Below are 25130 nucleotides of genomic sequence, written 5' to 3' on the forward strand. Positions count from 1 at the left end.
AATAATAGTGGTATAAAAAAGATTAATTATTTTAAAAAACACTATCTTTAGGGCTTTAAAAAACTAATGTATAAAATATAAACAAATGAAAAAAATAGCACTAATAATGATGTTCTTAACGGTTTTTGTAGCATGTAAAGAAGAAACAAAAAAAGAAACTGTTGTTGTAGAGGAAACAAAAAAAGAAACTGCTTATAAATCTTTTGGTAAAGAAATTATTGCAGACGATGCTATAACAGCAAAATCTATGGCAGAACATTATAAGTCTATGAAAGTTGGAGATAGTATTAACTCTAAAATGATAGCGAAAGTAGGCGATGTTTGTCAGGCAAAAGGTTGCTGGATGAAATTAGACCTAGAGAATGGGGAGCAGGTGATGGTTAAATTTAAAGACTATGGTTTTTTTATGCCAAAAAATATTGCAGGACAAGAAGTTATTATAAACGGAAAAGCATATGTTAACGAAGTCCCAGTTGAAGAGTTGCGTCATTATGCAGAAGATGCAGGGAAATCTGCAGAAGAAATTGCTTTAATTACAGAGTCTAAAAAAACGTATTCTTTTGAAGCAGATGGTGTTTTACTTGTTGAAGAAGCGTTATAAATGAAAAAGCTAATTTGGTTGGTTTGTTTCGCTTTTTTGATAAGTTGTAATACAAAAGAAAAACAAGTCGAGAAAAAAGAAAAAAAAGTTTATGATATGTATGAGCCATCCGAAATGGCTATACTCATGAACAAAATGTATGCGCATAATTTAAAGATTAAAAAAGAAATTATTGCAGGTGAAATACCAACAGAATTCCCATTAGATTTTTTAGAAATTCATACTGCAGAACTTTCCGATTTTAAATCTAGAAGTGAGAGATTTCAAGCTTTCTCTTCCCTCTTTGTTACTGCAGAAAAGGAAGTTTTTAATTCCCAATCTAATCTTCCAATAAAAGACAGGTTTAATAATGCTGTTGGGTTATGTATTTCTTGTCATCAAACAGAGTGTACAGGGCCAATTCCAAGAATTAAAAAGCTATTAATTAAATAGTTCTTTTATTGAAACGTAAAATAATAATTACAGAAGACGGCTCTACAAGTATTCATATTCCTGAATGGAATGAACAATATCATTCCAAACATGGAGCCATACAAGAAGCACAGCATGTTTATATTAAAAACGGATTGCACCATTTTGTTGCTAAAAATAATTCGGAAAATATAGCCCTTCTTGAAATTGGTTTTGGTACAGGTTTAAATGCTTTTATGACTTTACTGGAGGCCGAAAAATGGAACCTTAATATAGCCTATATAGGAGTAGAGGCTTTTCCTGTTACTACAGAAGAATTTATACAACTTAATTACGCTGAAGAATTAAAAGCGTCAAATAAAGAGCATCTATTCAAAAAATTACATGAAATTATTTGGGAAGTACAAGAACAGATAACTACTAATTTTAAACTAACAAAAGCTAAAAAAGATTTTTCAGAAATAAATGAAAATGAGGTTTTTAATCTTATTTATTTTGATGCTTTTGGCGCAGAAGTACAGCCGGAATTATGGACAGAAGAAATTTTTAAAAGCATGTTTGATGCACTTAAAAGCAATGGCGTATTAGTTACCTATGCAGCAAAAGGAAGCGTTAAAAGAGCGTTAAGAAGTGTAGGTTTTACTTTGGAGCGTTTGGCAGGCCCTCCTGGAAAAAGACATATGTTAAGAGCAACTAAATTATAATTAATGGGTGCCAACTAAACTGTTGCTTTTTTTGCATTGCGAATAGTAGTGATCATACATTGCGGTTATTGTTTTGTAAAAAGAAATTTTATTTTTATAATTAACTATATACTTACAGCTTCCTTCTAATTCTACCAATTTTTGAAAAGCTAAAATTAATGTAGCCTTATCTTCTTTAAGCATGTCTAAGGCAGTTAATATATTCCAATAGTGAATAACACTATAGTTTTCTACATTACTATTTAAAGACTTTTTGGTTTCTGTAATTACATATTCAGCAAAACTAAAGTGATCATTTGTTACATGCTTTTTCTGTACCGGATTGTATGTGAAAAAGTCGGTTTCAAAATTTTCAAAACTTAATGGCGTCGATTCTTGGCTAAAACTCGAAGCTACACAAGTAAGTGCAACTAAAAATGTAAAAATAAATTTCATTGTTCTTTTTTAAGATTTAAGGCTTTCTCAAAATAATAGATTGTGAAAATATACCTTCTATTTGTTAAATGTAAAATAATGCATTAATAAGTTTTAATTATTCGATAAACTACTAATTTAATCGATTTTTTAAATCTAAATTACTGATAATTACTATTTTATATGATTTAACGCAAAAATAAAGCCATACTTTTAAGTATGGCTTTATTTTATTAAATAGATGTTTTATCTAAGCTTTTTTAGCCTTAATAGTGATTTTTAATTCCATTTCGTCATTAATAAACTTGTCTCCAAGATTGTCAAAAACAGATTTAGAACCATAGTTAATTCCCCATTTTGTTCTATCAATAGTAAAAGCATCACTAGAAATAGTCATTATATCACCTTCACTTGTAATAGTAACAGGAAATGTAACATTGTGTTTGTTTCCTTTTAATGCTAAGTTACCAGAAAGCATTGTTTTTCCTGCTTCAGCAGCTTGCGTACCAGTAATTTCAAATGCTCCAGTAGGGAATTTGTTTACATCAAAAAAGTCACCTTCTTTTCCCTCTACAGTCCCCATTAAATGTGCATCAAGATTCTTTTTTTGATCTCCTTCAACATCTGTAGAGTTTATGGACTTCATGTTAATTAAAAAAGTACCGCTTTGTAAAACGCCATTATCGACATGAAATACACCACTTTCAACATTCACAGTTCCATTATGTGTACCTGTAGGTTTAAAACCTTTCCATTCAATAGTAGACTCAGAGACATTTGCTACATATTTTGCAGTAGTACTTTCACTAACAGCAGCAGCTTCTGCTTCACTTGTACTAGCTTCTTTTGCTTTTTTACAACCAATAACTGCAGTACATAAAGCAATAACAGTAAAAATATTTAATACTTGTTTTTTCATAATTATAGTTTTTTTAGTGTTAAAGTTCAAAAATACAAATTGTTAATTTAGTTAAATAACAAAAAGGATAAAAAAAGTCAATGACATTTTGACATTTTAATAATAATGGCAGTACTTTTGCCATCTGTTAAAAGTATTTATAAAAACTAGGTACAAAAATGAGCAAGAAAAATAAAGAAGAAGTTATAGACGAGCAAGTAGAGCAATCAACAGAAGAAACGCAAGAGTTAACTGTTGAAGAGCAACTACAAATAGAATTAAAACAAGAAAAAGATAAATTTTTACGTCTTTTTGCGGAGTTCGAAAATTATAAAAAACGTACATCTAAAGAACGAATCGAATTGTTTAAAACGGCAAGTCAAGATGTAATGGTGTCACTTTTACCTGTTTTAGATGATTTTGAACGTGCTTTAAGTCATATTGAAGACGACAAAGAAGCAGAAGAGTTACGTAAAGGAGTACATTTAATTTATCAGAAATTACTATCTACACTAGAACAAAAAGGTCTAGCAGCAATAGAAGTAATAAAAGGAGATGTTTTTAATGCAGACGACCATGAAGCAATTACACAAATTCCTGCACCTTCAGAAGATTTAAAAGGAAAAGTGATTGATGTAGTTGAAAAAGGATATAAATTAGGAGATAAAGTAATCCGTTTTCCAAAAGTTGTAATCGGACAATAATACAAGAATGGCAAAGAGAGATTATTACGAAATATTAGGAGTAAGTAAAAGCGCAACAGCTGCAGAAATTAAAAAAGCCTACAGAAAAATGGCTTTAAAATTTCATCCAGACAAAAATCCAGATGATAAAGATGCAGAAGGAAAGTTTAAAGAAGCAGCAGAAGCTTATGAAATTTTAAGTAACGCAGATAAAAAAGCACGTTATGACCAATTTGGACATCAAGCATTCGATGGCTCCGGTGGTTTTGGAGGTGGCGGAGGTGGTATGAATATGGATGACATATTTAGCCAGTTTGGTGATATCTTCGGTGGCTTTGGCGGAGGTGGCGGTTTCTCTGGTGGCTTTGGCGGAGGTGGTCAACGTAGAGTTAAAGGTAGTAACCTTAGAATTCGTGTTAAACTTACTCTAGAAGAAATTGCCAATGGAGTTGAAAAGAAAATTAAAGTAAAACGTAAGGTTCAAGCTCCAGGTACAACGTACAGAACCTGTTCAACCTGTAATGGTTCTGGTCAAGTAACTAGAGTTACTAATACTATTTTAGGAAGAATGCAAACGGCTGCCACCTGTACAACTTGCGGTGGAGCTGGACAAACAATCGATAAAAAACCAGCAGAAGCAGATGCGCATGGTTTAATTATAAAAGAGGAAACGGTTTCTATTAAAATTCCTGCAGGTGTTGTAGATGGAATGCAATTAAAAGTATCTGGAAAAGGAAACGAAGCACCAGGAAATGGAATTTCTGGAGATATGCTAGTTGCTATAGAAGAGCAAGATCATGAAACACTACAACGCGAAGGCGATAATTTACATTACGATATGTATGTAAGTCTTCCAGACGCTGTTCTTGGTACCTCAAAAGAAATAGACACGGTTACAGGTAAAGTGCGAATTAAAGTAGAAGCAGGTGTACAATCTGGTAAAATTTTACGCTTACGCGGAAAAGGTATACCAAGTATTAATGGTTATGGTAAAGGAGATTTATTAGTGCATGTAAATGTTTGGACACCAAAAACGTTAAACAAACAACAAAAAGAATTTTTTGAATCGATGCGAGAAGATGAGCATTTCTCACCAAAACCTGAAAGCTCAGATAAATCTTTTTTCGAAAAAGTTAAAGATATGTTTTCTTAATAAAACACAGCTAAAAATCAAGAATCCACTTTTTTAAGTGGATTTTTTTAACAAATCTGTTTCAATTAACATTTATTTAGCAAAAAATAGTATATTTGAATTATCGCTAGTTAATTTTAGCGATAATTTTTCTTTTTCATAGCAATTTTTTCCCATCCTTTCACTTTAAGTAAAAGGGTGGGTTTTGTTTTTTAGCACTTCTTATTTCTTTAAATAATGAAAACAAGGATGTAAATAGTTTAAACTCTTTTGTATATCTTTAATTTAAAACAAATGCATGCTATTTCTCTTGTAACATTTTCTATCTTTACAAGCCTTAGATATTAATAAAAAGTTACTAAATATTAAATATGAAAAACCTCTTAGAAGCACACGCAGTTTCTAAAAATTTTGGAGATTTTACAGCGTTAAATAACGTTTCTATTTCTGTTCCTAAAGGAAGTGTTTTTGGTTTGTTAGGTCCAAACGGAGCAGGAAAAACAACCTTAATACGTGTAATAAACCAAATTACAATGCCAGATTCTGGACATGTTATTTTAGATGGCGAACCTCTACAATCCCATCATGTGCAAAATATTGGTTATTTGCCTGAAGAACGTGGCTTGTACAAGTCTATGAAAGTTGGCGAACAAGCATTGTATTTAGCACAATTAAAAGGATTAAGTAAAGCAGAAGCCAAAATACGATTAAAATATTGGTTCGAACGTTTAGAAATTGGAGACTGGTGGAACAAGAAAATTCAAGAGCTTTCTAAAGGAATGGCTCAAAAAATACAGTTTGTTGTCACTGTCTTGCATGAACCAAAATTGTTGATTTTTGATGAGCCTTTTTCTGGTTTCGATCCAATTAATGCCAATCTAATTAAAGACGAAATTTTACGCCTTAAAGAGAATGGAGCAACGGTAATATTTTCTACACATAGAATGGAATCTGTGGAAGAACTGTGTGACCATATTGCATTAATTCATCAATCTAATAAAATATTAGATGGTAAATTAACAGATATAAAAAGACAATATAAAACCAACACCTATGAAGTAGGTATAAATGCTCCCGATAAAATAACACTTGCCGAAACTATCTCGAAAAAATTTAATGCTTCGCTTACAGATTTTAGATCTTTAAATGACGAATTAAAACTAAATATAAAGCTTGCCGAAAACGAATCGGCTAATGATTTATTGAGCTATTTAACAAGTATAGGTCAAGTTTCTCATTTTGTAGAACTAATCCCTAGTGCAAACGATATTTTTATTCAAGCAGTTAAGAATAACTAATTTTATGAACCATTTACCACTTATAATAAAACGCGAATATTTAACAAAAGTTAAAAACAAATCGTTTATTATCATGACTATTTTAAGTCCTATTATTATGATAGCACTTATTGCAGTTGTAGCTTATTTATCGCAATTAAATAATAATAAAATACGTACTATTTCTGTTTTAGATGAATCTGAATTGGTAACTGATATTTTTCAAAATCAAGAATATACAAAGTATAATATGCTTAACAATGTATCTTTAGACGATGCAAAAACTATTGTTGAAGCAGCAGAAACCTATGGTTTGTTGTACATACCAAAACAAGATAGCGTTACTGCATTGGTAAAACATATTAAATTTTATTCTAAAGAATCTCCTTCATTATCTGTTATCTCTGGTTTAGAAAGTAAATTAGAAAATAGATTAAGAGATCTTAAATTACAAGAGCAAGGTATCGATTTAGAAAAGTTAACTGCATCTAAGATCCATGTAAATATTGAACAAGAAAGTTTTATTGGAGAAAAGACATCTAAAATAGATAGCTATTTTAAATTAGGTTTTGGTTTGGCTGCTGGGTATCTATTATTCATGTTTATTATTATTTATGGGAATATGATTATGCGAAGTATTATTGAAGAAAAGACAAGTAGAATTATAGAAGTTATTATTTCTTCAGTAAAACCAATACAATTAATGCTTGGTAAAATTATTGGCACTTCTTTAGCAGGAATAACACAATTTGTTATCTGGATTATTATTGGAAGTGTTTTAATGACAGTAGTTTCTGCTATTTTGGGTATAGACTTAATGCAGCAAACACCGCAGAATGACATGATGCAACAGGCAATGGAAAACCCAGAAGTAGCTGTAGAAATGCAAAATGCAATGTCTGCGTTTTGGAATTTACCAATAGCCAATCTTATTATTGCATTTATCCTATTTTTTGTAGCCGGGTATTTATTATATAGCTCGCTATATGCCGCAATTGGTGCTGCAGTAGATAATGAAACGGATACACAACAATTTATGTTTCCTATTATCATGCCATTAGTTTTAGCCGTATATATAGGTATATTTACAGTAATAGAAGATCCTCATGGTACGGTTTCTACCATCTTTTCTTTTATACCATTTACCTCTCCGGTGGTAATGCTAATGCGTATTCCTTTTGGCGTGCCTGTTTGGCAACAAGTACTTTCTTTTTTTATATTAGTTGCTACCTTCATGTTAACCGTTTGGTTTGCAGCCAAAATATATAGGGTAGGTATTTTAATGTATGGTAAAAAGCCAAGTTATAAAGAGATTATAAAATGGATTAAGTATTAAAATGAAAGAAATAAAAACCATATTAAATAAATCAATTAATATATCTAAAGATGTAGAAATTAGTGTGCAAAACATCTTGGTTTTACTTTTAGTTTTAGTATTTGCTACTGTTTTTTTAAGACTTCTTAGAAGGTTAATAAGTCGCAAACTACCAAGCGATGATAAACTGAAGTTTAGAGCTGTTTTTTCTTATGCAACTTGGTTTAGCTATGTGATTATAGTTTTAATTACCTTACATACTGTTGGTGTAAACGTAACCGGTATTTTTGCAGCTTCAGCAGCATTATTAATAGGTATTGGTTTAGCATTACAAACACTTTTTCAGGATATTATTTCTGGTGTGTTTATTTTAATTGATCAATCCGTGCATGTTGGAGATATAATTGAATTAGATGGAAAAGTAGGTCGTGTAGAAGAAATTAAACTACGAACAACAAGAGCAGTAACCATAGATAATAAAGTACTAGTAATTCCAAACCATTTATATCTAACTAATAGTTTATACAATTGGACGCAAAATGGAACAACAACAAGAGAGAGTGTAGAAGTAGGTGTAGCTTATGGAAGTGATGTGCAATTAGTAAAAAAAATACTTTTGCAAGCAGCCAACGATAATAAGTCTGTTTTAAAATTTCCTGCTCCTACCGTATTATTTACTAATTTTGGGGATAGTTCTCTAGATTTTAAATTAGTATTTACTTTAAATGATAGTTTTCAAGCATCTATTCCAAAAAGTGAAATACGTTTTGAAATAGATAAATTGTTTAGAGAAAACAATATTTCTATACCTTTTCCACAAAGAGATATTCATATTATTCAGAAATAAAAAAAATATAAGATGCCGAAAATATTAGTAATTGAAGATGAAGCAGCAATACGAAGAGTATTAGTTAAAATACTTTCCGAAGAAAACGACACCTATGCCGTGGAAGAAGCTGAAGATGGTTTAGTTGGAATTGAAAAAATAAAAAAAGAAGACTACGATTTGGTACTTTGTGATATTAAGATGCCAAAAATGGATGGTGTTGAGGTTTTAGAAGCCGTTAAAAAAATAAAGCCAGAAACACCAATGGTAATGATTTCTGGACATGGCGATCTAGATACAGCAGTTAATACAATGCGTCTTGGTGCTTTTGATTATATATCTAAACCGCCAGATTTAAATCGTTTATTAAATACCGTTCGTATTGCTTTAGATAGAAAAGAGCTTGTTGTAGAAAACAAAAGACTGAAAAAGAAAGTAAGCAAGAACTACGAAATGATTGGTAAAAGCGACGCTATTTCTCATATCAAAGAAATAATAGAAAAAGTAGCACAAACCGATGCTCGTGTTTTAATTACTGGGCCTAACGGAACAGGAAAAGAATTAGTAGCACATTGGTTACACCAAAAAAGTGATCGCTCTAAAGGGGCAATGATAGAAGTGAATTGTGCTGCAATACCAAGTGAACTAATAGAAAGTGAACTTTTTGGCCACGTTAAAGGTGCTTTTACAAGCGCAAATAAAGATAGGGCTGGTAAATTTGAAGCAGCTAATGGAGGTACCATTTTTTTAGACGAAATTGGAGATATGAGTCTTTCTGCGCAAGCAAAAGTACTTCGTGCATTACAGGAAAGTAGAATACAACGTGTTGGTAGTGACAAGGACATTAAAGTAAATGTTAGAGTAGTAGCAGCAACCAATAAAAACCTTAAAAAGGAAATTGAAGAAGGAAACTTTAGAGAAGATTTATACCATAGACTAGCTGTAATTCTTATTAAAGTTCCAGCACTAAATGATAGACGTGATGATATTCCATTGTTAATAGAATATTTTTCTAAGAAAATTGCAGACGAGCAAGGTACTGCTCAAAAAAGCTTTTCAGCTAAAGCTATAAAATTATTACAAGAGTATGATTGGACTGGTAACATTAGAGAACTACGTAATGTTGTAGAACGTTTAATTATTCTTGGCGAAAAGGAAGTAAGCGAAAAAGATGTAAAACTGTTTGCTAGTAAGTAATATTTCTTCTTAAACAATTTTTTTAAGAATTCAAGACTATCTAAAAAGCATAAAATACAGCTTTTTAGATAGTCTTTTTTAATGTTGCCAAAAAGGTGTCTAAGATATTATTTACTTCTTCCGGGATTTTTTCTTGCTCCACCCAAGTATGTATATCTCCTAAATATTGCATGCCTAAATATTTAGCAGATTCTACAAAAGGCATATTAAAACCTTTAACTAAATCATTGCCATTACTTGTGCTTATCATGGCCATTTTTTTTCCTCGTAGTTGTCTTCCTAAATCTTTTTCTGTTCTAATAACATCTGAAATGCGATCAAAAAAAGCTTTCATAATTCCACTCATAGTGTACCAATATACTGGAGTTGCAAAAATTATAGTAGAATAGTTTGTAATAACATCAGTTATCAAAGGCATAAAATCATCAGCAGCATTTTTATACTCATAATCATAATGACCAATGTTTTTTGTATTTAAATCAATAATATCAAAGTTTGATTTTAATGCGAAACTATTCACTATTTTTTGTGTATCGCCAAAGCTTCTAGAGCTTCCTTGAAGTATTACCGTTTTATTCATGAATAAATTAATTTGTTTAGCTAAATAATAATATTCTTCTAACTAAAACTTTAATTTCTAATAGAAACAATTAATGGTATAACAGAAAATATTGATGTGCTTTCGAATAATTCAAAAAGTGTGACTTTTATATTTTAAAACTAACACTAATTCCAGTTTGTATATCTGGACTATTATTTACAGTAAGATCTTGTTGTAAATAAATAGTGGTTGTAATCTTTTTGGTAAAGGAATATAACAAAGTCCAATAATTATTGTTTTTATACAAGTTGGTAGTGCCAATTCCCCATGCTTGCTCTGCATCTGGATGGCGAACAGGAATAATATAGTCTAGTTCTTCTTTTTTATTTAAACTAGTTTGAATATAAAAGTCTAAACCAATAGCATGCGTTGTTCCTTTTTTGGATACAAAGTTATATTCTAAAGCACTCTCTAAAAATGCGATGTATTTATTGGTGCCAAATTGCACATTCTCTTTTTTTAAGTCGATTGCATTTTTTCTTAACGTACCAAAACTGGCACCTATATGTGCATAGTTTTTATTTTTAAAAGCAATTTTTTTAACTGCATTTATAGATCCACCTAAGTCAAAAGAAGTATTATATTTAGACAGGTTTGTTCCAAGGTGCGCACCAAGATTCATAAAAAAACTTTTATTTTTATTTATTAGCCATTCCGGATAATAATAGTATGTAGTTTCTATTCCGCTCAAAAAAACATCATTTTTTTCTAATTCTGCAGTGTTGCCATTCCTGTCAGTATATTTAATTCCTGCTTCATTTAATTTAAAAGCCTTTCTGTCAAAAGGATCTTCTCCACCTGCAATTTTGCTGTGAAAATCTTCAATAAACTTATCACTTGTAAAAAAAGAAAGCGGATATTCTCCATTCGTTAACATGGCAACGCGTAAAGCAACTACTAATTCTTTATTGTTACTTAAATTAAAAGCAATATTGGCCTTTATACTTTTAATAACACCATCTATTTGCAATTGAAAAGTTTCTGCGTCTAAGTCTTCTACATCAAAATGATATTGTGCCAAATCCCAATCGTATTTTCTGGCTTCATTTCTTGTCGCTTCATCATTTGGTATATAGGTGGTTACAGGAGCTCCCCAAACATTGGCGCTTTCTAAGCTAATATTAACCATGTTATTTTTGGTGGCATGCATTTTAAAATTACCTTGAAGCCTAGAAAAAAAGATACCAAATGGATGTGAAGATAAAATACTGGGTTTTGTAATTCCGTTTTTAATAGTAGTTTCTATCCTATCAGTTTGTTGCGAAAAAGTAATAAGCGGAAATAGAATAACTAGAGATAAACTCAAGTAAAGTGTTTTCATAAAGATTAATTAGCGTATGGATAAAACTACAACATTAATAATAACCATACCAATTAAAGGGTAAACATATTATATGCGGCTATTTCGTTTTAGAATTTCTATTAATAAAAAATATTAATATCTTTAAACATAATTTATAAAGAGCCCATAAAATTGAAAGCAATTAAAATAAACGACTTTAAAATACAATCACAAATAGAAATTTCGAAACTTACAACAACTTATAATTTAGAAGTAGATGAAGACGATGTAAAAGACGAATTAAAAAAGGTAAGACGAAAACTTGGCGAATTACAGGATACCCTTTATGCGCATGGTAAATACGCCGTTTTGGTTTGCTTACAAGGTATGGATACGGCAGGGAAAGATAGTTTGATTCGTGAAGTATTTAAAGACTTTAATGCTAGAGGAGTTGTAGTACATAGTTTTAAAGTGCCAACAGAATTAGAGTTAAAACACGATTTTATCTGGAGACATTATATAGCACTTCCTGCTCGTGGTAAATTTGGCGTATTTAATAGAACGCATTATGAAAACGTATTAGTTACGAGAGTGCATCCTGGTTATATTATGGGCGAAAATTTACCACACGTAAATTCGGTAGATGATGTAAATGACGCTTTCTGGGATGCCCGTTTTGAGCAAATTAATAATTTTGAAAAGCACATTGCAGAAACTGGTACGGTTATTTTTAAATTCTTTTTAAATCTATCTAAAGGCGAGCAGAAAGATAGATTACTTCGTCGTTTGGATAAGAAATCTAAAAACTGGAAATTTTCTCCAGGTGATTTAAAAGAACGTAAATTATGGGATAAATATCAGGAATGCTATGAAGATGCAATCAACAGAACATCTAAACCTCATGCGCCTTGGTTTAATATTCCTGCAGACGATAAACCAACAGCAAGACTTATAGTGGCTAAAATAATGTACGACACATTAAAGGAGTATACCGATATTAAAGAGCCAGAATTGGATGATGATGTGAAGGCAAATATTGCTTTATATAAAGAACAACTTAGTAAAGAGTAATACTTTAGAAAATGAAAGATACAAGTAATCACGATACGCGCATTGCAAAAATGACCTTTGCTTCTGTATATCCGCATTACATTACCAAAGTAGAAAAAAAAGGAAGAACCAAAGGAGAATTACATCAAGTAATTCAATGGCTAACGGGTTGTAATGAACAAAAGTTAGAAGCATTAATAACTGAAAAAGTAACTTTTGAAATGTTCTTTAAAAACGCATCCTTAAACCCAAATACACCATTAATTAAAGGTGTGATTTGTGGTTACAGAATAGAAGATATTGAAAATCTGCTAACCAAAGAAGTACGCTATTTAGATAAATTGGTAGAGGAATTAGCAAGAGGGCGAAAAATGGATAAGATATTGCGAGTAGCATAATTTTTATTTTTTTTAGTTCAATATTAATCCCAACAACAAAATGAAGAAATCTATTTATTATTTATCGGTTATAGCACTCTTAACCTTTGGTTGTGTTAATACAGCTAGGGTTCAGGATATTATTCCTAATCACGATAGTTTCACTATACTCTCTAGTTTTGTAAACGAAACACGCGTCATTAATGTGTGGCTTCCACCAAATTATAAAAATAGTACGGATGCTTTTCCTGTGTTATATATGCCTGATGGCGGAATAAAAGAAGATTTTCCACATATAGCGAATTCCATAGCCAAACTAGTTGAAAGCAAAAATATTCCACCAGTAATTCTTGTGGGTATTGAAAATACAGAAAGAGGAAGAGACTTAACAGGTTTTTCGGAAGTGGAAGCGGATGCTGAATATTGTCCGTTAACCGATGGTGCAAAAAACTTTAGAGCATTTATAACCGAAGAATTAATGCTTCAGATAAATACAAAATACAGAACAAGTTCACAAAAAGGTATTATTGGTGAATCTTTAGCAGGTCTTTTTGTTATGGAAACCTTCCTTGTACAACCAAATGCATTTGATTTCTATATTGCAATGGATCCTTCGCTTTGGTGGAATAATCACTATCTAGAACAAAATGCTTCCACATACCTAAAAGCTTTTCCAAATAAAACAAAGAAACTGTGGTTTGCTGGCTCGGGAGTAGAAGACATTTCCATACATACCAATAATCTTGCAAAAACCTTAAAAAGTAATTCGACTAGTGCGTTAATTTGGAAATATGAAGATGCACCTAATGAAAAGCATAGCACCATTTTTAGAGCTAAAAAAGAACAAGCTCTGACTTGGATAATGAGTGAAAACAACTAATCTAATATTATATAATAAAAAAAACAAATGAAAAACAAATTAAAAATCATAGTATTCTTACTATTAGCAACGACATCGATAGTACATGCCCAAAAAGTAAAGCTTAAAAAAGGTAAAGCTTTAATTGAAGATGTACATGTATTTAATTGTGAAAAAGGACCCGCAGAATGGGTGACTCTAATGGATAAGGAAACTGGAGAAGAGCTGATTTTTATAAGAATAGAGTTTGGAGCAAAACAAGGAAAACAAGACTATACTATTTACAAATTTATTAAGGAAAATATAATTGTTGAAATTTCAGGTTATAGTTTTTTAAAAAATCATGTGAAGTTTTTATACAACAACAAAGTATTTGATTTAAACGGGAAATTAGATCTTTCTAAAATAAAATTATTAAAAGAAAAGTTTGATGAAGATATTACGAATAGAACCAACTATTAAAAATAAATAATAAAAGTAGAAGTGTTTTATACTTTAATTAAGAATCTTAATTTCTAGAAGCAGTATCTTTAAACTTCAATTTGACATTCCTGTAAAAGTAGGAATCGACATTCAAAATAATAATATGAAAAAATTCCTTCTTTTACTTTTAGCTTTAAGTTCAATTACAAGCTATTCTCAAACAGACCAAGAAATTCTTAAAAAAATATACTCGCAATCATTAACTAATGGTAAAAGCTATGAGTGGTTAGATTATTTATCCAATCAAATTGGAGGGCGTTTATCTGGATCTATTCAAGCAGAATTTGCTGTACAATGGGGAAAAGAGGAACTAGAAAAACTTGGATTAGATAAGGTTTGGTTACAAGAAGTTATGGTGCCAAAATGGGTTCGTGGAGCAAAAGAATATGCATTTATGGAGTCTTCAAAAAAACAAACTACAAATGTTAATATTTGTGCGCTTGGTGGCTCTGTAGCAACAAATCCTTTAGGATTAAAAGCAAAGGTTATAGAAGTGCACGATTTTAAAGCATTAGAAAAATTAGGAGAAGAACAAATTAAAGGTAAAATCGTTTTTTTTAATAGGCCAATGCAAGAAGATTTAATAAGTACTTTTAACGCTTATGGTGGCTGTGTAAATCAGCGTTATAGTGGAGCTGTAGAGGCTGCAAAGTATGGAGCTGTTGGTGTGATTGTTCGTTCTATGAATCTTCGTTTGGACGATTTACCACACACAGGAAGTATGACCTATGATAATCTACCTATAGAAAAACGAATACCAGCAGCAGCAATAAGTACTAATGATGCAGAGTTATTAAGTACTTCATTAAAATTAGATGAAAACTTAGAGTTTTATTTTAAACAAAGTTGCTCACAATATAAAGATGTACTGTCTCATAACGTAATTGGCGAGATTACAGGGAGCGAATTTCCTAACGAATATTTTGTGGTAGGTGGTCATTTAGATTCTTGGGATTTAGGAGATGGTTCGCATGATGATGGGGCAGGAGTTGTACAGTCTATGGATGTTTTAAGACTTTTAAAAGCTTCTGGAATTAAACCAAAAAGAAGTATTCGTGTCGTTTTATTTATGAACGAAGAAAACGGATTACGAGGAGGAAATAAATATGCAGAAGAAGCAAAACGTAAAAACGAGAATCACGTTTTTGCCTTAGAGAGTGATGCTGGCGGTTTTACACCAAGAGGTTTTAGTTTTGATTGTAGTGATGCTAATTTTAACCAAGTATTAAGCTGGAAACCTTTATTTGAACCATATTTAATTCATTATTTTGAAAAAGGGGGAAGTGGAGCAGATGTTGGACCATTAAAAAATGATAGTAATGTTTTAGCAGGATTACGCCCAGACTCTCAACGTTATTTCGATCATCATCATGCAGCTAACGATACTTTTGATGCGGTTAATAAACGCGAATTAGAACTTGGTGCAGCAACTATGACTGCTTTAGTGTATTTGTTTGATAAGTATGGCACGAACCCTTTGCCAAAACAAAGTGGGGTTAAAAATTAATATCTATAAAGCAGGTGCTATTTTTTTAACGAATAAAAATAGTGTCTGTTTTTTTCATGTCTTCAAGTTGCTGTAGTGCTAAAACTAATTCGCTAGCATCCCAATAGCCATATTCAAGCACTATTTTCTTATTAATAAATTGATAGGTAATATGTACAGGCATTTCAATTTTTTTATTGTTTTCTAATAGATTGCCTTCCCATATACCCCAAAAGTTCACCCATTTTTTTCCATTGTCATCCGTTACCATTTCAAATTCTCTTCTATTTTCTTCAAATGCTCTTGTTAAAAAACTAGAATCATTTTTTTTATGATACTCGGGCAAACTTGTAGCTGTAAAATACTTGTTTCTAGTGTTGTAATACACTTTTGCAGTATCTGCATACTGCATAGTTAAACTATCCCATTTTTGATAGTCATAATTATTAATAACAGCTTTAACAATGTCAATTTCTGGAGATTTTTGCGTGTAGCGATTTTTTTTGGTACAGGAAACTAGTACAAATAATAACAATCCTAATGTGATAATTTTTTTCATGAAACTAAAATTTAAATGAATAAACCGTTTTCATAAATAAATAGGAAGATTTTCAATAACTGTAAAAATGAGGCAATGCTAATTTAAATTAGTAATATGATGCTTATAAAGATACAAAATAAAAATATTAATTGTTGATTTTTAGTGAATTAACAATTGGTTAGCATGTATTCATTTATTTGATTAAACATTAAATAATTATTATTTTTTAATTAAATATTAGATGGTTTGTTTCATTTTAGTATTTTTATAGCACTATTAATCAACCTTTTAAAAATGAAAAAAAAATTACTTTATTTAGCCTGTATAATTACAAGCTTTACTTTTGCACAAACTATTACTACATTTAACAGTACAGATGGGGCTACCTATGCTATAGTGAATGGTACTATAGATCAATCGCCTACAGGAGCAGGTACTTCGTGGAGTTTTACTGGTTTAACAACAACAGAAAACTCTGTAGATACGTATGACGCACCAACAGCTACACAAATTACAAATTTTCCAGGCACTACTAATGTTTATAAAAATACTGCAGGAACAACTGTAAACAATATTCTGTTAAAAGAAAACGGAACAGAAATATCTTTAACAGGAGCAACAACACCAGATATAGAGTTAAATTATAGTAATGATAATGCACTTATTGGTACCTTTCCTTTAAGCTTCGGATATAATAATTCCGATCCAGTCGCTGGAACTTTTACTTATCAAGGTACTAGTGGTACATTTGCAGGGAATATTGAGAAAACAGTAGAAGCCCATGGTACATTAAACATGGATGTTGATGCAATAGGGGCTTTTACAGGAACTGTTACTCAATTGAAAACAGTACAAACAGTTAGTTTGAGTATTCCACCAATTTTTAATAATATCGGTACAGCCACACAAACTACACATAATTATTATGATAATACTAGTGGGGACCTTGTGTTTAGAGTAACAGAATTAAATATAATAAGTGGGTTTTTAGGTGTTAATGAAACAGATACTATAGCTGAAAGTTTAGCTGCATACTTATTGAATGTTAATGAAAATGTTATTACAGAATTTTCTGTAACTCCTAATCCAGTACAATCTGTTTTAAACATTAATTTAAAATCACCAACAGCAATCAAATCAGTTAGTGTTTTTGATATTAATGGTAGGCAAGTTTTAAGTTCATCTAATATTACATCAGTAATAGATGTTAGTACTTTACAAGCAGGGATGTATATTGTTCAGGTGTATACCAATAAAGGAACACTTACAAAAAAGTTTATTAAAAAGTAATATTTTAGTTTTTATACTAGAAACACAAAACCTGAAAAGTTAATTTTTCAGGTTTTGTGTTTCTAGTTGTTTTCTTATTTGTTTTATGGTAAGTGTACTACCATCATGACTCCAACCAGGAGCAGCAAAAGCATACATGAATTTATGATACCAGTTTTTCGATTTCTTCATATCGTTCCAAATATCTTTGTATTCATGCGTTAAAATAATTAACGGATTATACGAATTTGGTGCGTGAGTAACACCATATTTAATTTCAATATTTTCATCTAAGGCTTTCCAAGTACCAAAAATTTTGTCAAAAATATTTAAAAATCCACCATGATTTTTATCCATATATTCTATGTTTTGTGCATGGTGTACTTGGTGCATAGTATGTGTATTAAATACTTTTTCAATAATACCTAGTTTAGGAACGTAAACCGTATGTAATTGAAATTGCCAAAGCGATTCAATACCTAAGCAAACGACTACCATTTCAGGTGGAAAGCCAATTGCTGGCATCCACATATAAAATAACGGTTTGTAAAAAAGAGTAAACCATCCGTTTCTCACTGCTGTGCCTAAATTAAAATTATTAGAAGAATGATGTACAATATGTGCAGCCCAAAGAAAGCGTATATTATGGTTTTGTCGATGAAACCAATAGTAACTAAAATCATCACAAAGTTGGCAAATAAGCCAAACGTACCAGGCATATCCAAATGATTCGTAGCCCATAATATTAGTAGGTACACCATCTACTATAGGGTTAAAAAGGTGGTAAACATAGTTAAATAGTACAATAGCGGCAATTGTTTTTGTTAGTGGAGCAATAATCGCAGAGCCAACACCCATAGTTACACTTGCGGCTAAATCTTTCCAAGCGTATAATTTTTGACTTCTAGCTTCTTTATGATGTTTGCTATAACTAAGCTCTAATAAAATGAGTCCTAAAAAACATGGTACACCGTAAACTAAAGGGTTTGTGAAATTCATTAAAATTTATTTTAGTTTCAAAAATACCTTGATTTTGTACGAAAACCTTGATTAAATGGTTTTTCTTTAAAAAATAAATCCACTTAAAGCATATGATGTCTTCTAGTGGATTTATTTTTATTTTGAAAGTGTTTTATTTTGCTAGTACATTTTCAGTTTTACTACTCGTAATTTCAATTTCAATTTGATTGTTTAGTATATCATCAAAGGTTTCTCTTTTACGTATTAAATGCGCTTTGTTATCCATCCAAAGTACTTCTGCTGGACGATAACGAGAATTGTAATTGCTAGCCATAGAATAACAATATGCTCCAGCATTTTTAAAAGCTAAGATATCTCCTTCATTAATCTCACTAATTCTTCTATTATTTGCAAAAGTATCTGTTTCACAAATATAACCTACTACACTATAAAAACGTTCTCTTCCTTTTGGATTAGAAATATTTTCAATTTCATGTTGCGAACCATAAAGCATTGGTCTTATTAAATGATTAAAGCCAGAATCTACTTGAGCAAATACAGTTGAGGTAGTCTGTTTAACAACATTTACTTTTACTAAAAATTGCCCAGCTTCACTAACTAAAAACTTTCCAGGTTCAAAACCAAGGGTTAGTTCTTTACCGTATTCTTTGCAAAAAGCATTAAAACGTTTAGAAAGTTTTTCTCCAAACTCTTCAATATTGGTTTCAATATCGTCTTTTTTGTAAGGTACTTTAAATCCAGATCCAAAATCTATAAAATCTAAAGTTTTAAAGTGTTTAGCCGTTTCAAATAAAATCTCGCTGGCATATAAAAATACATCAATATCTAAAATATCACTTCCGGTATGCATGTGAATTCCGTTAATATGCATTTTAGTGTTTTCTACAATACGAAGTATATGTGGTATTTGGTGAATAGAAATTCCGAATTTACTATCTATATGTCCTACAGATATATTCGTGTTTCCTCCAGCCATTACATGTGGATTTATACGAATACAAACCGGTGTTTTTGGATGCTTTGTTCCAAATTGCTCTAAAATTGAAAGGTTATCAATATTAATTTGAACGCCAAGTTTTGCAGCAGTTTCGATTTCTTCTAAAGAAACACCATTAGGTGTAAAGATAATTTGATCTGGAGTAAATCCAGCTTTCAAACCTAAATTTACCTCTTGAATTGAAACAGTATCTAAACCTGCTCCTAAAGATTTCATTAATTTTAAAATGGAAATATTAGATAACGCTTTTACAGCATAGTTAAGCTTTACTTGTTTCACCTTCTTAAAAGCAGAAGTTAAACGCGTATACTGAAAACCAATTTTTTCGGCATCATATACGTAAATTGGGCTTCCAAAATCTTTGGCTATTTGTAATAATTGATTGTTTTTCATCTAAATATTTTTTTCAAAGATATTTTTTTCAACGTGTTTTAAAATTAAAATGGTATAATATTACATATTTAAAACAATTTGTTAATTATTTAACAAATTTGAATTTATATCGTTTGTTGCTTTTTTTCATAATTAAATATTAGGGTAAGTTCTTGTGATTATTTACTTTTGTAAATCTAAAATTTTACTTTAAACAAGATGAATTTACACGAATATCAAGGAAAAGAATTATTAAGCAGTTTTGGCGTACGTATTCAAAGAGGAATAGTTGCACAAAATGCTCAAGAAGCAGTAGCAGCTGCTAAAAAATTAACAGAAGATACAGGCACTGGTTGGCACGTGATTAAAGCACAGGTCCATGCTGGTGGTCGTGGTAAAGGTGGAGGAGTTAAGCTTGCAAAAAGCTTAGATCAAGTTGAAGAAATTGCAGGACAAATTATTGGAATGGATTTGGTTACACCTCAAACTTCTGCCGAAGGTAAACGTGTACACCAAGTTTTAGTTGCAGAAGATGTGTATTATCCTGGTGATTCTGAACCAGAAGAATATTATATGTCTGTACTTTTAAATAGAGGAACAGGTAAAAATATGATTATGTATTCTACTGAAGGTGGAATGGATATCGAAACAGTTGCTGAAGAAACTCCTCATTTAATTTTTCATGAAGAAATAGATCCAGCTTTAGGTATTATGGGTTTTCAAGCTAGAAAAATAGCTTTTAACTTAGGTTTATCTGGATTAGCTTTTAAAGAAATGACAAAATTCGTAACAGCTTTATATAAAGCATATGTAGAATCAGATTCTTCTTTATTTGAAATTAACCCTGTTTTAAAAACAAGTGATTCTAAAATAATGGCAGTAGATGCTAAAGTATCTTTAGACGATAATGCTTTATTTAGACATAAAGACTTAGCTGCATTACGCGATTTACGTGAAGAAAATGCAATTGAAGTAGAAGCTGGAGAGCATGGATTAAACTATGTAGACCTTGATGGAAACGTTGGTTGTATGGTAAATGGTGCTGGTTTAGCGATGGCAACAATGGATTTAATTAAGCAAGCAGGTGGTGAGCCTGCTAACTTTTTAGATGTTGGTGGTACAGCAGATGCAGCAAGAGTAGAAATTGCATTCGAACTTATTTTAAGAGATCCAGCTGTAAAAGCTATTTTGATTAACATTTTTGGTGGTATCGTTCGTTGTGATCGTGTTGCTCAAGGTGTGATTGATGCTTATAAGAACATGGGTAATATAGAAGTACCAATTATAGTACGTTTACAAGGAACAAATGCAGACATTGCTAAAGAATTAATTGATAATTCTGGATTAGATGTAATGAGTGCTACCGAGTTTCAAGAAGCTGCAGATAAAGTACAAGCTGTATTAGCTAAATAGAATAAAAATACTATGTTAGTATGCCAATTTTGGTATTACTTAAATATAAAGTAAAAAAGAGCAACTAATTGTTGCTCTTTTTTTGTGTTGTACTGTTTGCTTTTTTTTCTCCTTTTTTTGGCATTGGCCCACGTAAATGAATTACTAAACCATTAAGAAAATTACGTAATATTTGATCGCCACACTCCATATATTTGGGGTGATCTTCTTTTCTAAAAAAAGCATTAAGCTCACTCTTTCCTATCCTAAAATCTACTAGAGCAAGAATTTTAATAATATCGTCATCACGAAGTTTGTGGGCTACACGTAGTTTTTTAAATATATCATTATTTGTCATAGTAGAATTTTAAAAAATGTTGTTAGTTTTATTACTGAAACCCGTCTAAAACCATGTTAACAAAGGTGTTACTGCTAGTTTTCCGAGGGTTTGTTTCTATGAAACTAGTATAAAATCGATGAATTACTCTTTTTTTTTCGACAAGATACAATATATCAACGATTATAAAAGAGGGATTATATCTAACTTTATAATAATTAATTAATTCCTAATAATAATGATAAATAGGGTAGAAAAACTAAGCCTTTTGTCCGAAATGATTGCGTTTGCAAAGTGTGATAAAAAAGTAAAAAGTATAGAACATAATTTTTTGTTAGGTGTTGCAAAACAATTGCATATATCTCGCGAAGATTTCGATTATCTTATTGCACATCCTATAAATTATAAACATTTACAATCCCATAGTGAACGCATTGTGCAGTTTCATAGATTGGTTTTATTAATGAGTATTGATGGAGAAATTACAGATCAAGAAATTATTAAATTGCATAATTTTGGATTACGAATGGGATTAAACCACGAATCTATTAATAAAGTATTGTATTTAATGGATAGCTTCCCAAACAAAATTGTACCACCAGATGTACTGATTGATATTTTTAAGGTACAATATAATTAAAGTTAGAAATAAAGAAGTTAGGTATAAGTAAAAAGGAAATCAATCCTGAAGAAGTTTATATATAACATTGTATTCAATTCACTTTAATTTTTCAATGCTTCCAGTTTGCTTTGATAGATTTTAATTTCATCACGTAGTTTTGCAGCAACTAAAAAGTCTAAAGCTTTTGCTGCTTGTTCCATAGTTTTTCGTTTTTCACGAATTTTCTTCTCCAACTCACCTTTACTTAAGTATTCGTTTTCTGGTTCGGCTGCTTTTGCAGCTTCTAATTCATAACTATAGGTGCTTACCGAGTTTTTAGATAAAGCACTATCTAAGCTTTTATTCAATGCTTTTGGTACTAAGTTGTTTTTGGTGTTATATGCAATTTGTTTGGAGCGTCTGTATTCGGTTTCATCAATAGTTTTTTGCATACTTTTAGTGATTTTATCCGCATACATAATTGCTTTTCCGTTAAGGTTTCTTGCCGCTCGACCAACCGTTTGTGTTAGTGATCTTGCCGATCGTAAAAAGCCTTCTTTATCTGCATCTAAAATAGCGACTAGTGAAACTTCTGGTAAATCTAAACCTTCACGTAATAAGTTTACACCTACCAAAACATCATATATTCCTTTACGTAAATCTTGCATAATTTGTACACGTTCTAGAGTATCAACATCACTATGAATATAATTTACGCGAACTTGAATTCGGCTTAAATATTTGGTTAATTCTTCTGCCATACGTTTGGTAAGCGTTGTAACTAATGTACGTTCGTCTTTCTCTACGCGTTGTTGAATTTCTTCAATCAAATCATCAATCTGATTTAAACTTGGTCTAACCTCAATGATTGGATCTAATAAACCTGTAGGTCGAATAACTTGTTCTACATAAATACCATCCGTTTTTTGAAGCTCATAATCTGCAGGAGTTGCACTTACATAAATGACTTGGTTTTGAAGCGCTTCAAATTCTTCAAATTTTAAAGGTCTATTGTCCATTGCAGCAGGTAACCTAAAACCATATTCCACTAAGTTTTCTTTTCTACTTCTATCTCCTCCATACATAGCGTGTACTTGCGAAATGGTTACGTGACTTTCATCAACAACCATTAAAAAATCCTCTGGGAAATAATCTAACAAACAGAAAGGTCGTGTTCCTGGCTGTCTTCCGTCAAGGTACCTTGAATAATTTTCTATTCCAGAACAGTAGCCTAATTCACGAATCATTTCTAAATCAAATTCGGTACGTTCTTTCAACCTTTTTGCTTCTAAATGTTTCCCTATTTCTTTAAAATAATCGTGTTGTTTTACTAAGTCGTCTTGAATATTTTTTATAGCACCTTGTAACACATCTGGTGAAGTAACAAACATGTTTGCAGGATAAATAGTTAAAATATCGTATTTTTCAATGACTTGATTCGTTTGAATATTGAAGGATTCAATTTCTTCGATTTCATCACCAAAAAAGTGAATTCGAAATGCATCATCTGCATAACTTGGAAAAATATCTACTGTATCCCCTTTAATTCGGAAGTTTCCATGGTTGAAATCTGCTTCTGTACGCGAATACAAACTTTGTACTAATTGGTGTAACAATTTCGTTCGCGAAATGATTTGGTCTCGTTTTAATGTGATGACATTTTTTTGAAACTCTACCGGGTTTCCAATACCATATAAACATGAAACGGAAGCTATTACAATAACATCACGTCGACCAGAAAGTAGAGAAGAAGTGGTGCTTAATCGCATCTTCTCTATTTCTTCATTAATAGATAAATCCTTTTCTATGTATACACCAGAAGTCGGTATGTATGCTTCTGGTTGGTAATAATCATAATACGAAACAAAATACTCAACAGCATTTTCAGGGAAGAACTGTTTAAACTCACTGTATAACTGTGCCGCTAATGTTTTGTTATGCGCAAGAACTAAAGTTGGTCTTTGTACTTCTTCAATAACATTAGCAACAGTAAATGTCTTCCCAGAACCTGTTACACCAAGTAAAGTTTGATATTTTTCGTTTGTATCTAGTCCATTCACTAGTTGTTTAATAGCTTGTGGCTGATCTCCAGTTGGTTTAAATTCGGATTCTATTTTAAATTTCATATGTTATTGTCATGCTGTACTATGATTCCGCATCTAAAAACGTAATACCTTTAATTGACTTAAAGCTAGTGGAAATTGAAATCTTAGGAAGCTATCGTTTTAAAGTAAAATGTCCTTTAAGTTCCTCATCAGTATGTAATGTGATTAGGTACCAATAATCATTGCTTTCTAGGTTATATCCTCTGTAGGTTCCATCCCAAGATTTTTCAGCAGGGGAAACCTCTTTTAGAAGTTTACCATATCTGTCAAAGATTAGGATTTGTTTAATGGTATTTTGAGTATCTGTTATTAACCAAGTATCATTAAATGTATCTCCATTAGGTGAGAAAAATAAAGGGATATTTATTTCCTGGATACTATCGATTGTAAAAGGAATCGATTTAACGACACAACCATTTTCATCTTGAACAACTAAAGTATGTATACCATTGGCAAGATCTGAAAATGTTGGATTCATTTGTGAAGTACCAGAATCTACAGTATATAAATAATTTATACTAGTATCCGTCATACTTACTGTTATGGAATCATCCACGATTGTAATATTAGAAGCATCCAGTGTGAAATCTGTAGCAGGATAAATAGTGATATCAAAACTAGTTTCGTTATCACAAGTGTTAGGAGCGGTACCAATTATATTATAAATATAAAGAGTTTGCGATGTTGTGATCATATCACCAGCGTTTAATTGCGTTCCACCACCATTGGTTGCGGTGTAATAGTTTCCATTAGTTAATGTTGGTAAAGTATAACTTGTACAAACTGCTTCGTTGGATAAAGTATCTACAGGAGGATTTCCGGTAACCGTAATATCAAAGCTAGATTCGTTAGAACAAGTGTCAGGAGCAGTGCCCACTTCGTTGTAAATATAAATAGTTTGTGTGGTTGTAATATTGTCCCCAATGTTCATTTGTGTTC

General features: G+C 31.3%; 27 protein-coding genes. 17 read left to right on the top strand and 10 right to left on the bottom strand.

Annotated features, from left to right (window positions below; genetic code table 11):
* Positions 1–85: 85 nt before the first annotated feature.
* Genes Q4512_RS15765 through mnmD form a run of 3 tightly spaced genes read left to right on the top strand, consistent with a single transcriptional unit; the run spans position 86 to position 1716 of the window.
* Complete coding sequence (locus Q4512_RS15765) at positions 86–601, top strand: DUF4920 domain-containing protein (protein ID WP_303426307.1); 516 nt, start codon at positions 86–88, stop codon at positions 599–601.
* Positions 602–1033 carry a hypothetical protein gene (locus tag Q4512_RS15770; RefSeq protein ID WP_303426308.1) on the top strand — a complete coding sequence of 144 codons (432 nt, stop codon included), beginning with the start codon at positions 602–604 and terminating at the stop codon, positions 1031–1033.
* 8 nt (positions 1034–1041) lie between these two features.
* Positions 1042–1716 carry a tRNA (5-methylaminomethyl-2-thiouridine)(34)-methyltransferase MnmD gene (mnmD, locus tag Q4512_RS15775; RefSeq protein ID WP_303426310.1) on the top strand — a complete coding sequence of 225 codons (675 nt, stop codon included), beginning with the start codon at positions 1042–1044 and terminating at the stop codon, positions 1714–1716.
* Here the strand turns inward: mnmD and Q4512_RS15780 are convergent, their stop codons facing one another.
* Together Q4512_RS15780 and Q4512_RS15785 are read right to left on the bottom strand one after the other, a co-directional pair.
* Positions 1717–2151, bottom strand: coding sequence for a hypothetical protein (locus Q4512_RS15780; protein ID WP_303426311.1), 435 nt, complete (start codon positions 2149–2151; stop codon positions 1717–1719).
* 229 nt (positions 2152–2380) lie between these two features.
* A complete protein-coding gene (locus tag Q4512_RS15785; RefSeq protein ID WP_303426313.1) occupies positions 2381–3049 on the bottom strand; it encodes a YceI family protein in 669 nt (222 codons plus the stop codon).
* A 158-nt stretch (positions 3050–3207) separates the two neighbouring features.
* Here Q4512_RS15785 and Q4512_RS15790 point away from each other — a divergent pair, with 158 nt between their 5' ends.
* From Q4512_RS15790 to Q4512_RS15815, 6 genes are all read left to right on the top strand, one after another.
* A complete protein-coding gene (locus Q4512_RS15790) occupies positions 3208–3732 on the top strand; it encodes a nucleotide exchange factor GrpE (protein WP_303426314.1) in 525 nt (174 codons plus the stop codon).
* A 7-nt stretch (positions 3733–3739) separates the two neighbouring features.
* Positions 3740–4864 (top strand): molecular chaperone DnaJ, encoded by a 1125-nt coding sequence (gene dnaJ / locus Q4512_RS15795; RefSeq protein WP_303426315.1) that lies wholly within the window; start codon positions 3740–3742, stop codon positions 4862–4864.
* 350 nt (positions 4865–5214) lie between these two features.
* Positions 5215–6141 (top strand): ABC transporter ATP-binding protein, encoded by a 927-nt coding sequence (locus tag Q4512_RS15800; protein WP_303426316.1) that lies wholly within the window; start codon positions 5215–5217, stop codon positions 6139–6141.
* A 4-nt stretch (positions 6142–6145) separates the two neighbouring features.
* A complete protein-coding gene (locus Q4512_RS15805) occupies positions 6146–7456 on the top strand; it encodes an ABC transporter permease (RefSeq protein WP_303426317.1) in 1311 nt (436 codons plus the stop codon).
* Position 7457: 1 nt separating this feature from the next.
* The gene (locus Q4512_RS15810) at positions 7458–8282 is read left to right on the top strand and encodes a mechanosensitive ion channel family protein (protein ID WP_303426318.1); all 825 of its coding nucleotides are present in this window, start codon (positions 7458–7460) and stop codon (positions 8280–8282) included.
* 12 nt (positions 8283–8294) lie between these two features.
* Positions 8295–9458 (top strand): sigma-54 dependent transcriptional regulator, encoded by a 1164-nt coding sequence (locus Q4512_RS15815; RefSeq protein ID WP_303426320.1) that lies wholly within the window; start codon positions 8295–8297, stop codon positions 9456–9458.
* 64 nt (positions 9459–9522) lie between these two features.
* Here the strand turns inward: Q4512_RS15815 and Q4512_RS15820 are convergent, their stop codons facing one another.
* Complete coding sequence (locus Q4512_RS15820; RefSeq protein WP_303426322.1) at positions 9523–10038, bottom strand: flavodoxin family protein; 516 nt, start codon at positions 10036–10038, stop codon at positions 9523–9525.
* Positions 10039–10165: 127 nt separating this feature from the next.
* Entirely contained in the window at positions 10166–11380 is a 1215-nt protein-coding gene (locus Q4512_RS15825; protein WP_303426324.1) for a hypothetical protein, read from the bottom strand.
* A 153-nt stretch (positions 11381–11533) separates the two neighbouring features.
* Between Q4512_RS15825 and Q4512_RS15830 the strand changes: the two genes are divergently transcribed.
* From Q4512_RS15830 to Q4512_RS15850, 5 genes are all read left to right on the top strand, one after another.
* Positions 11534–12412: a PPK2 family polyphosphate kinase gene (locus tag Q4512_RS15830; protein WP_303426325.1), complete on the top strand. Its 879-nt coding sequence runs from the start codon at positions 11534–11536 to the stop codon at positions 12410–12412.
* 11 nt (positions 12413–12423) lie between these two features.
* On the top strand, positions 12424–12789 hold the full coding sequence (locus Q4512_RS15835) for a DUF2200 domain-containing protein (RefSeq protein ID WP_303426326.1): 366 nt from the start codon (positions 12424–12426) through the stop codon (positions 12787–12789).
* Between the two features lie 40 nt (positions 12790–12829).
* Positions 12830–13648, top strand: a complete 819-nt coding sequence (locus Q4512_RS15840) for an alpha/beta hydrolase (protein ID WP_303426327.1) — start codon at positions 12830–12832, stop codon at positions 13646–13648.
* A gap of 27 nt (positions 13649–13675) precedes the next feature.
* A complete protein-coding gene (locus tag Q4512_RS15845; RefSeq protein ID WP_303426329.1) occupies positions 13676–14089 on the top strand; it encodes a hypothetical protein in 414 nt (137 codons plus the stop codon).
* Positions 14090–14213: 124 nt separating this feature from the next.
* Complete coding sequence (locus tag Q4512_RS15850) at positions 14214–15617, top strand: M20/M25/M40 family metallo-hydrolase (protein ID WP_303426331.1); 1404 nt, start codon at positions 14214–14216, stop codon at positions 15615–15617.
* Positions 15618–15642: 25 nt separating this feature from the next.
* On the opposite strand, the gene Q4512_RS15855 is transcribed toward Q4512_RS15850, so the two are convergent.
* Positions 15643–16155, bottom strand: coding sequence for a nuclear transport factor 2 family protein (locus tag Q4512_RS15855; protein WP_303426332.1), 513 nt, complete (start codon positions 16153–16155; stop codon positions 15643–15645).
* Between the two features lie 276 nt (positions 16156–16431).
* Between Q4512_RS15855 and Q4512_RS15860 the strand changes: the two genes are divergently transcribed.
* Positions 16432–17427, top strand: coding sequence for a T9SS type A sorting domain-containing protein (locus Q4512_RS15860; RefSeq protein ID WP_303426333.1), 996 nt, complete (start codon positions 16432–16434; stop codon positions 17425–17427).
* Between the two features lie 39 nt (positions 17428–17466).
* Here Q4512_RS15860 and Q4512_RS15865 read toward each other — a convergent pair whose 3' ends face one another.
* Both Q4512_RS15865 and lysA read right to left on the bottom strand, forming a co-directional pair.
* Entirely contained in the window at positions 17467–18405 is a 939-nt protein-coding gene (locus Q4512_RS15865) for a sterol desaturase family protein (protein ID WP_303426334.1), read from the bottom strand.
* A gap of 133 nt (positions 18406–18538) precedes the next feature.
* Positions 18539–19777: a diaminopimelate decarboxylase gene (gene lysA, locus Q4512_RS15870; protein WP_303426335.1), complete on the bottom strand. Its 1239-nt coding sequence runs from the start codon at positions 19775–19777 to the stop codon at positions 18539–18541.
* A 198-nt stretch (positions 19778–19975) separates the two neighbouring features.
* On the opposite strand from lysA, the gene sucC reads away from it, so the two are divergent.
* On the top strand, positions 19976–21169 hold the full coding sequence (gene sucC, locus Q4512_RS15875) for an ADP-forming succinate--CoA ligase subunit beta (RefSeq protein WP_303426336.1): 1194 nt from the start codon (positions 19976–19978) through the stop codon (positions 21167–21169).
* A gap of 64 nt (positions 21170–21233) precedes the next feature.
* Here sucC and Q4512_RS15880 read toward each other — a convergent pair whose 3' ends face one another.
* Positions 21234–21506 carry a DUF1456 family protein gene (locus Q4512_RS15880; protein WP_303426337.1) on the bottom strand — a complete coding sequence of 91 codons (273 nt, stop codon included), beginning with the start codon at positions 21504–21506 and terminating at the stop codon, positions 21234–21236.
* Between the two features lie 217 nt (positions 21507–21723).
* Here Q4512_RS15880 and Q4512_RS15885 point away from each other — a divergent pair, with 217 nt between their 5' ends.
* On the top strand, positions 21724–22125 hold the full coding sequence (locus Q4512_RS15885) for a TerB family tellurite resistance protein (protein WP_303426338.1): 402 nt from the start codon (positions 21724–21726) through the stop codon (positions 22123–22125).
* Positions 22126–22208: 83 nt separating this feature from the next.
* On the opposite strand, the gene uvrB is transcribed toward Q4512_RS15885, so the two are convergent.
* Positions 22209–24212, bottom strand: a complete 2004-nt coding sequence (gene uvrB / locus Q4512_RS15890) for an excinuclease ABC subunit UvrB (RefSeq protein ID WP_303426339.1) — start codon at positions 24210–24212, stop codon at positions 22209–22211.
* A gap of 91 nt (positions 24213–24303) precedes the next feature.
* On the bottom strand, positions 24304–25130 hold an 827-nt coding region (locus Q4512_RS15895), incomplete at its 5' end, for a T9SS type B sorting domain-containing protein (protein WP_303426340.1).

It is taken from the genome of Oceanihabitans sp. 2_MG-2023 (genome assembly GCF_030547245.1).
GTDB lineage: Bacteria > Bacteroidota > Bacteroidia > Flavobacteriales > Flavobacteriaceae > Oceanihabitans.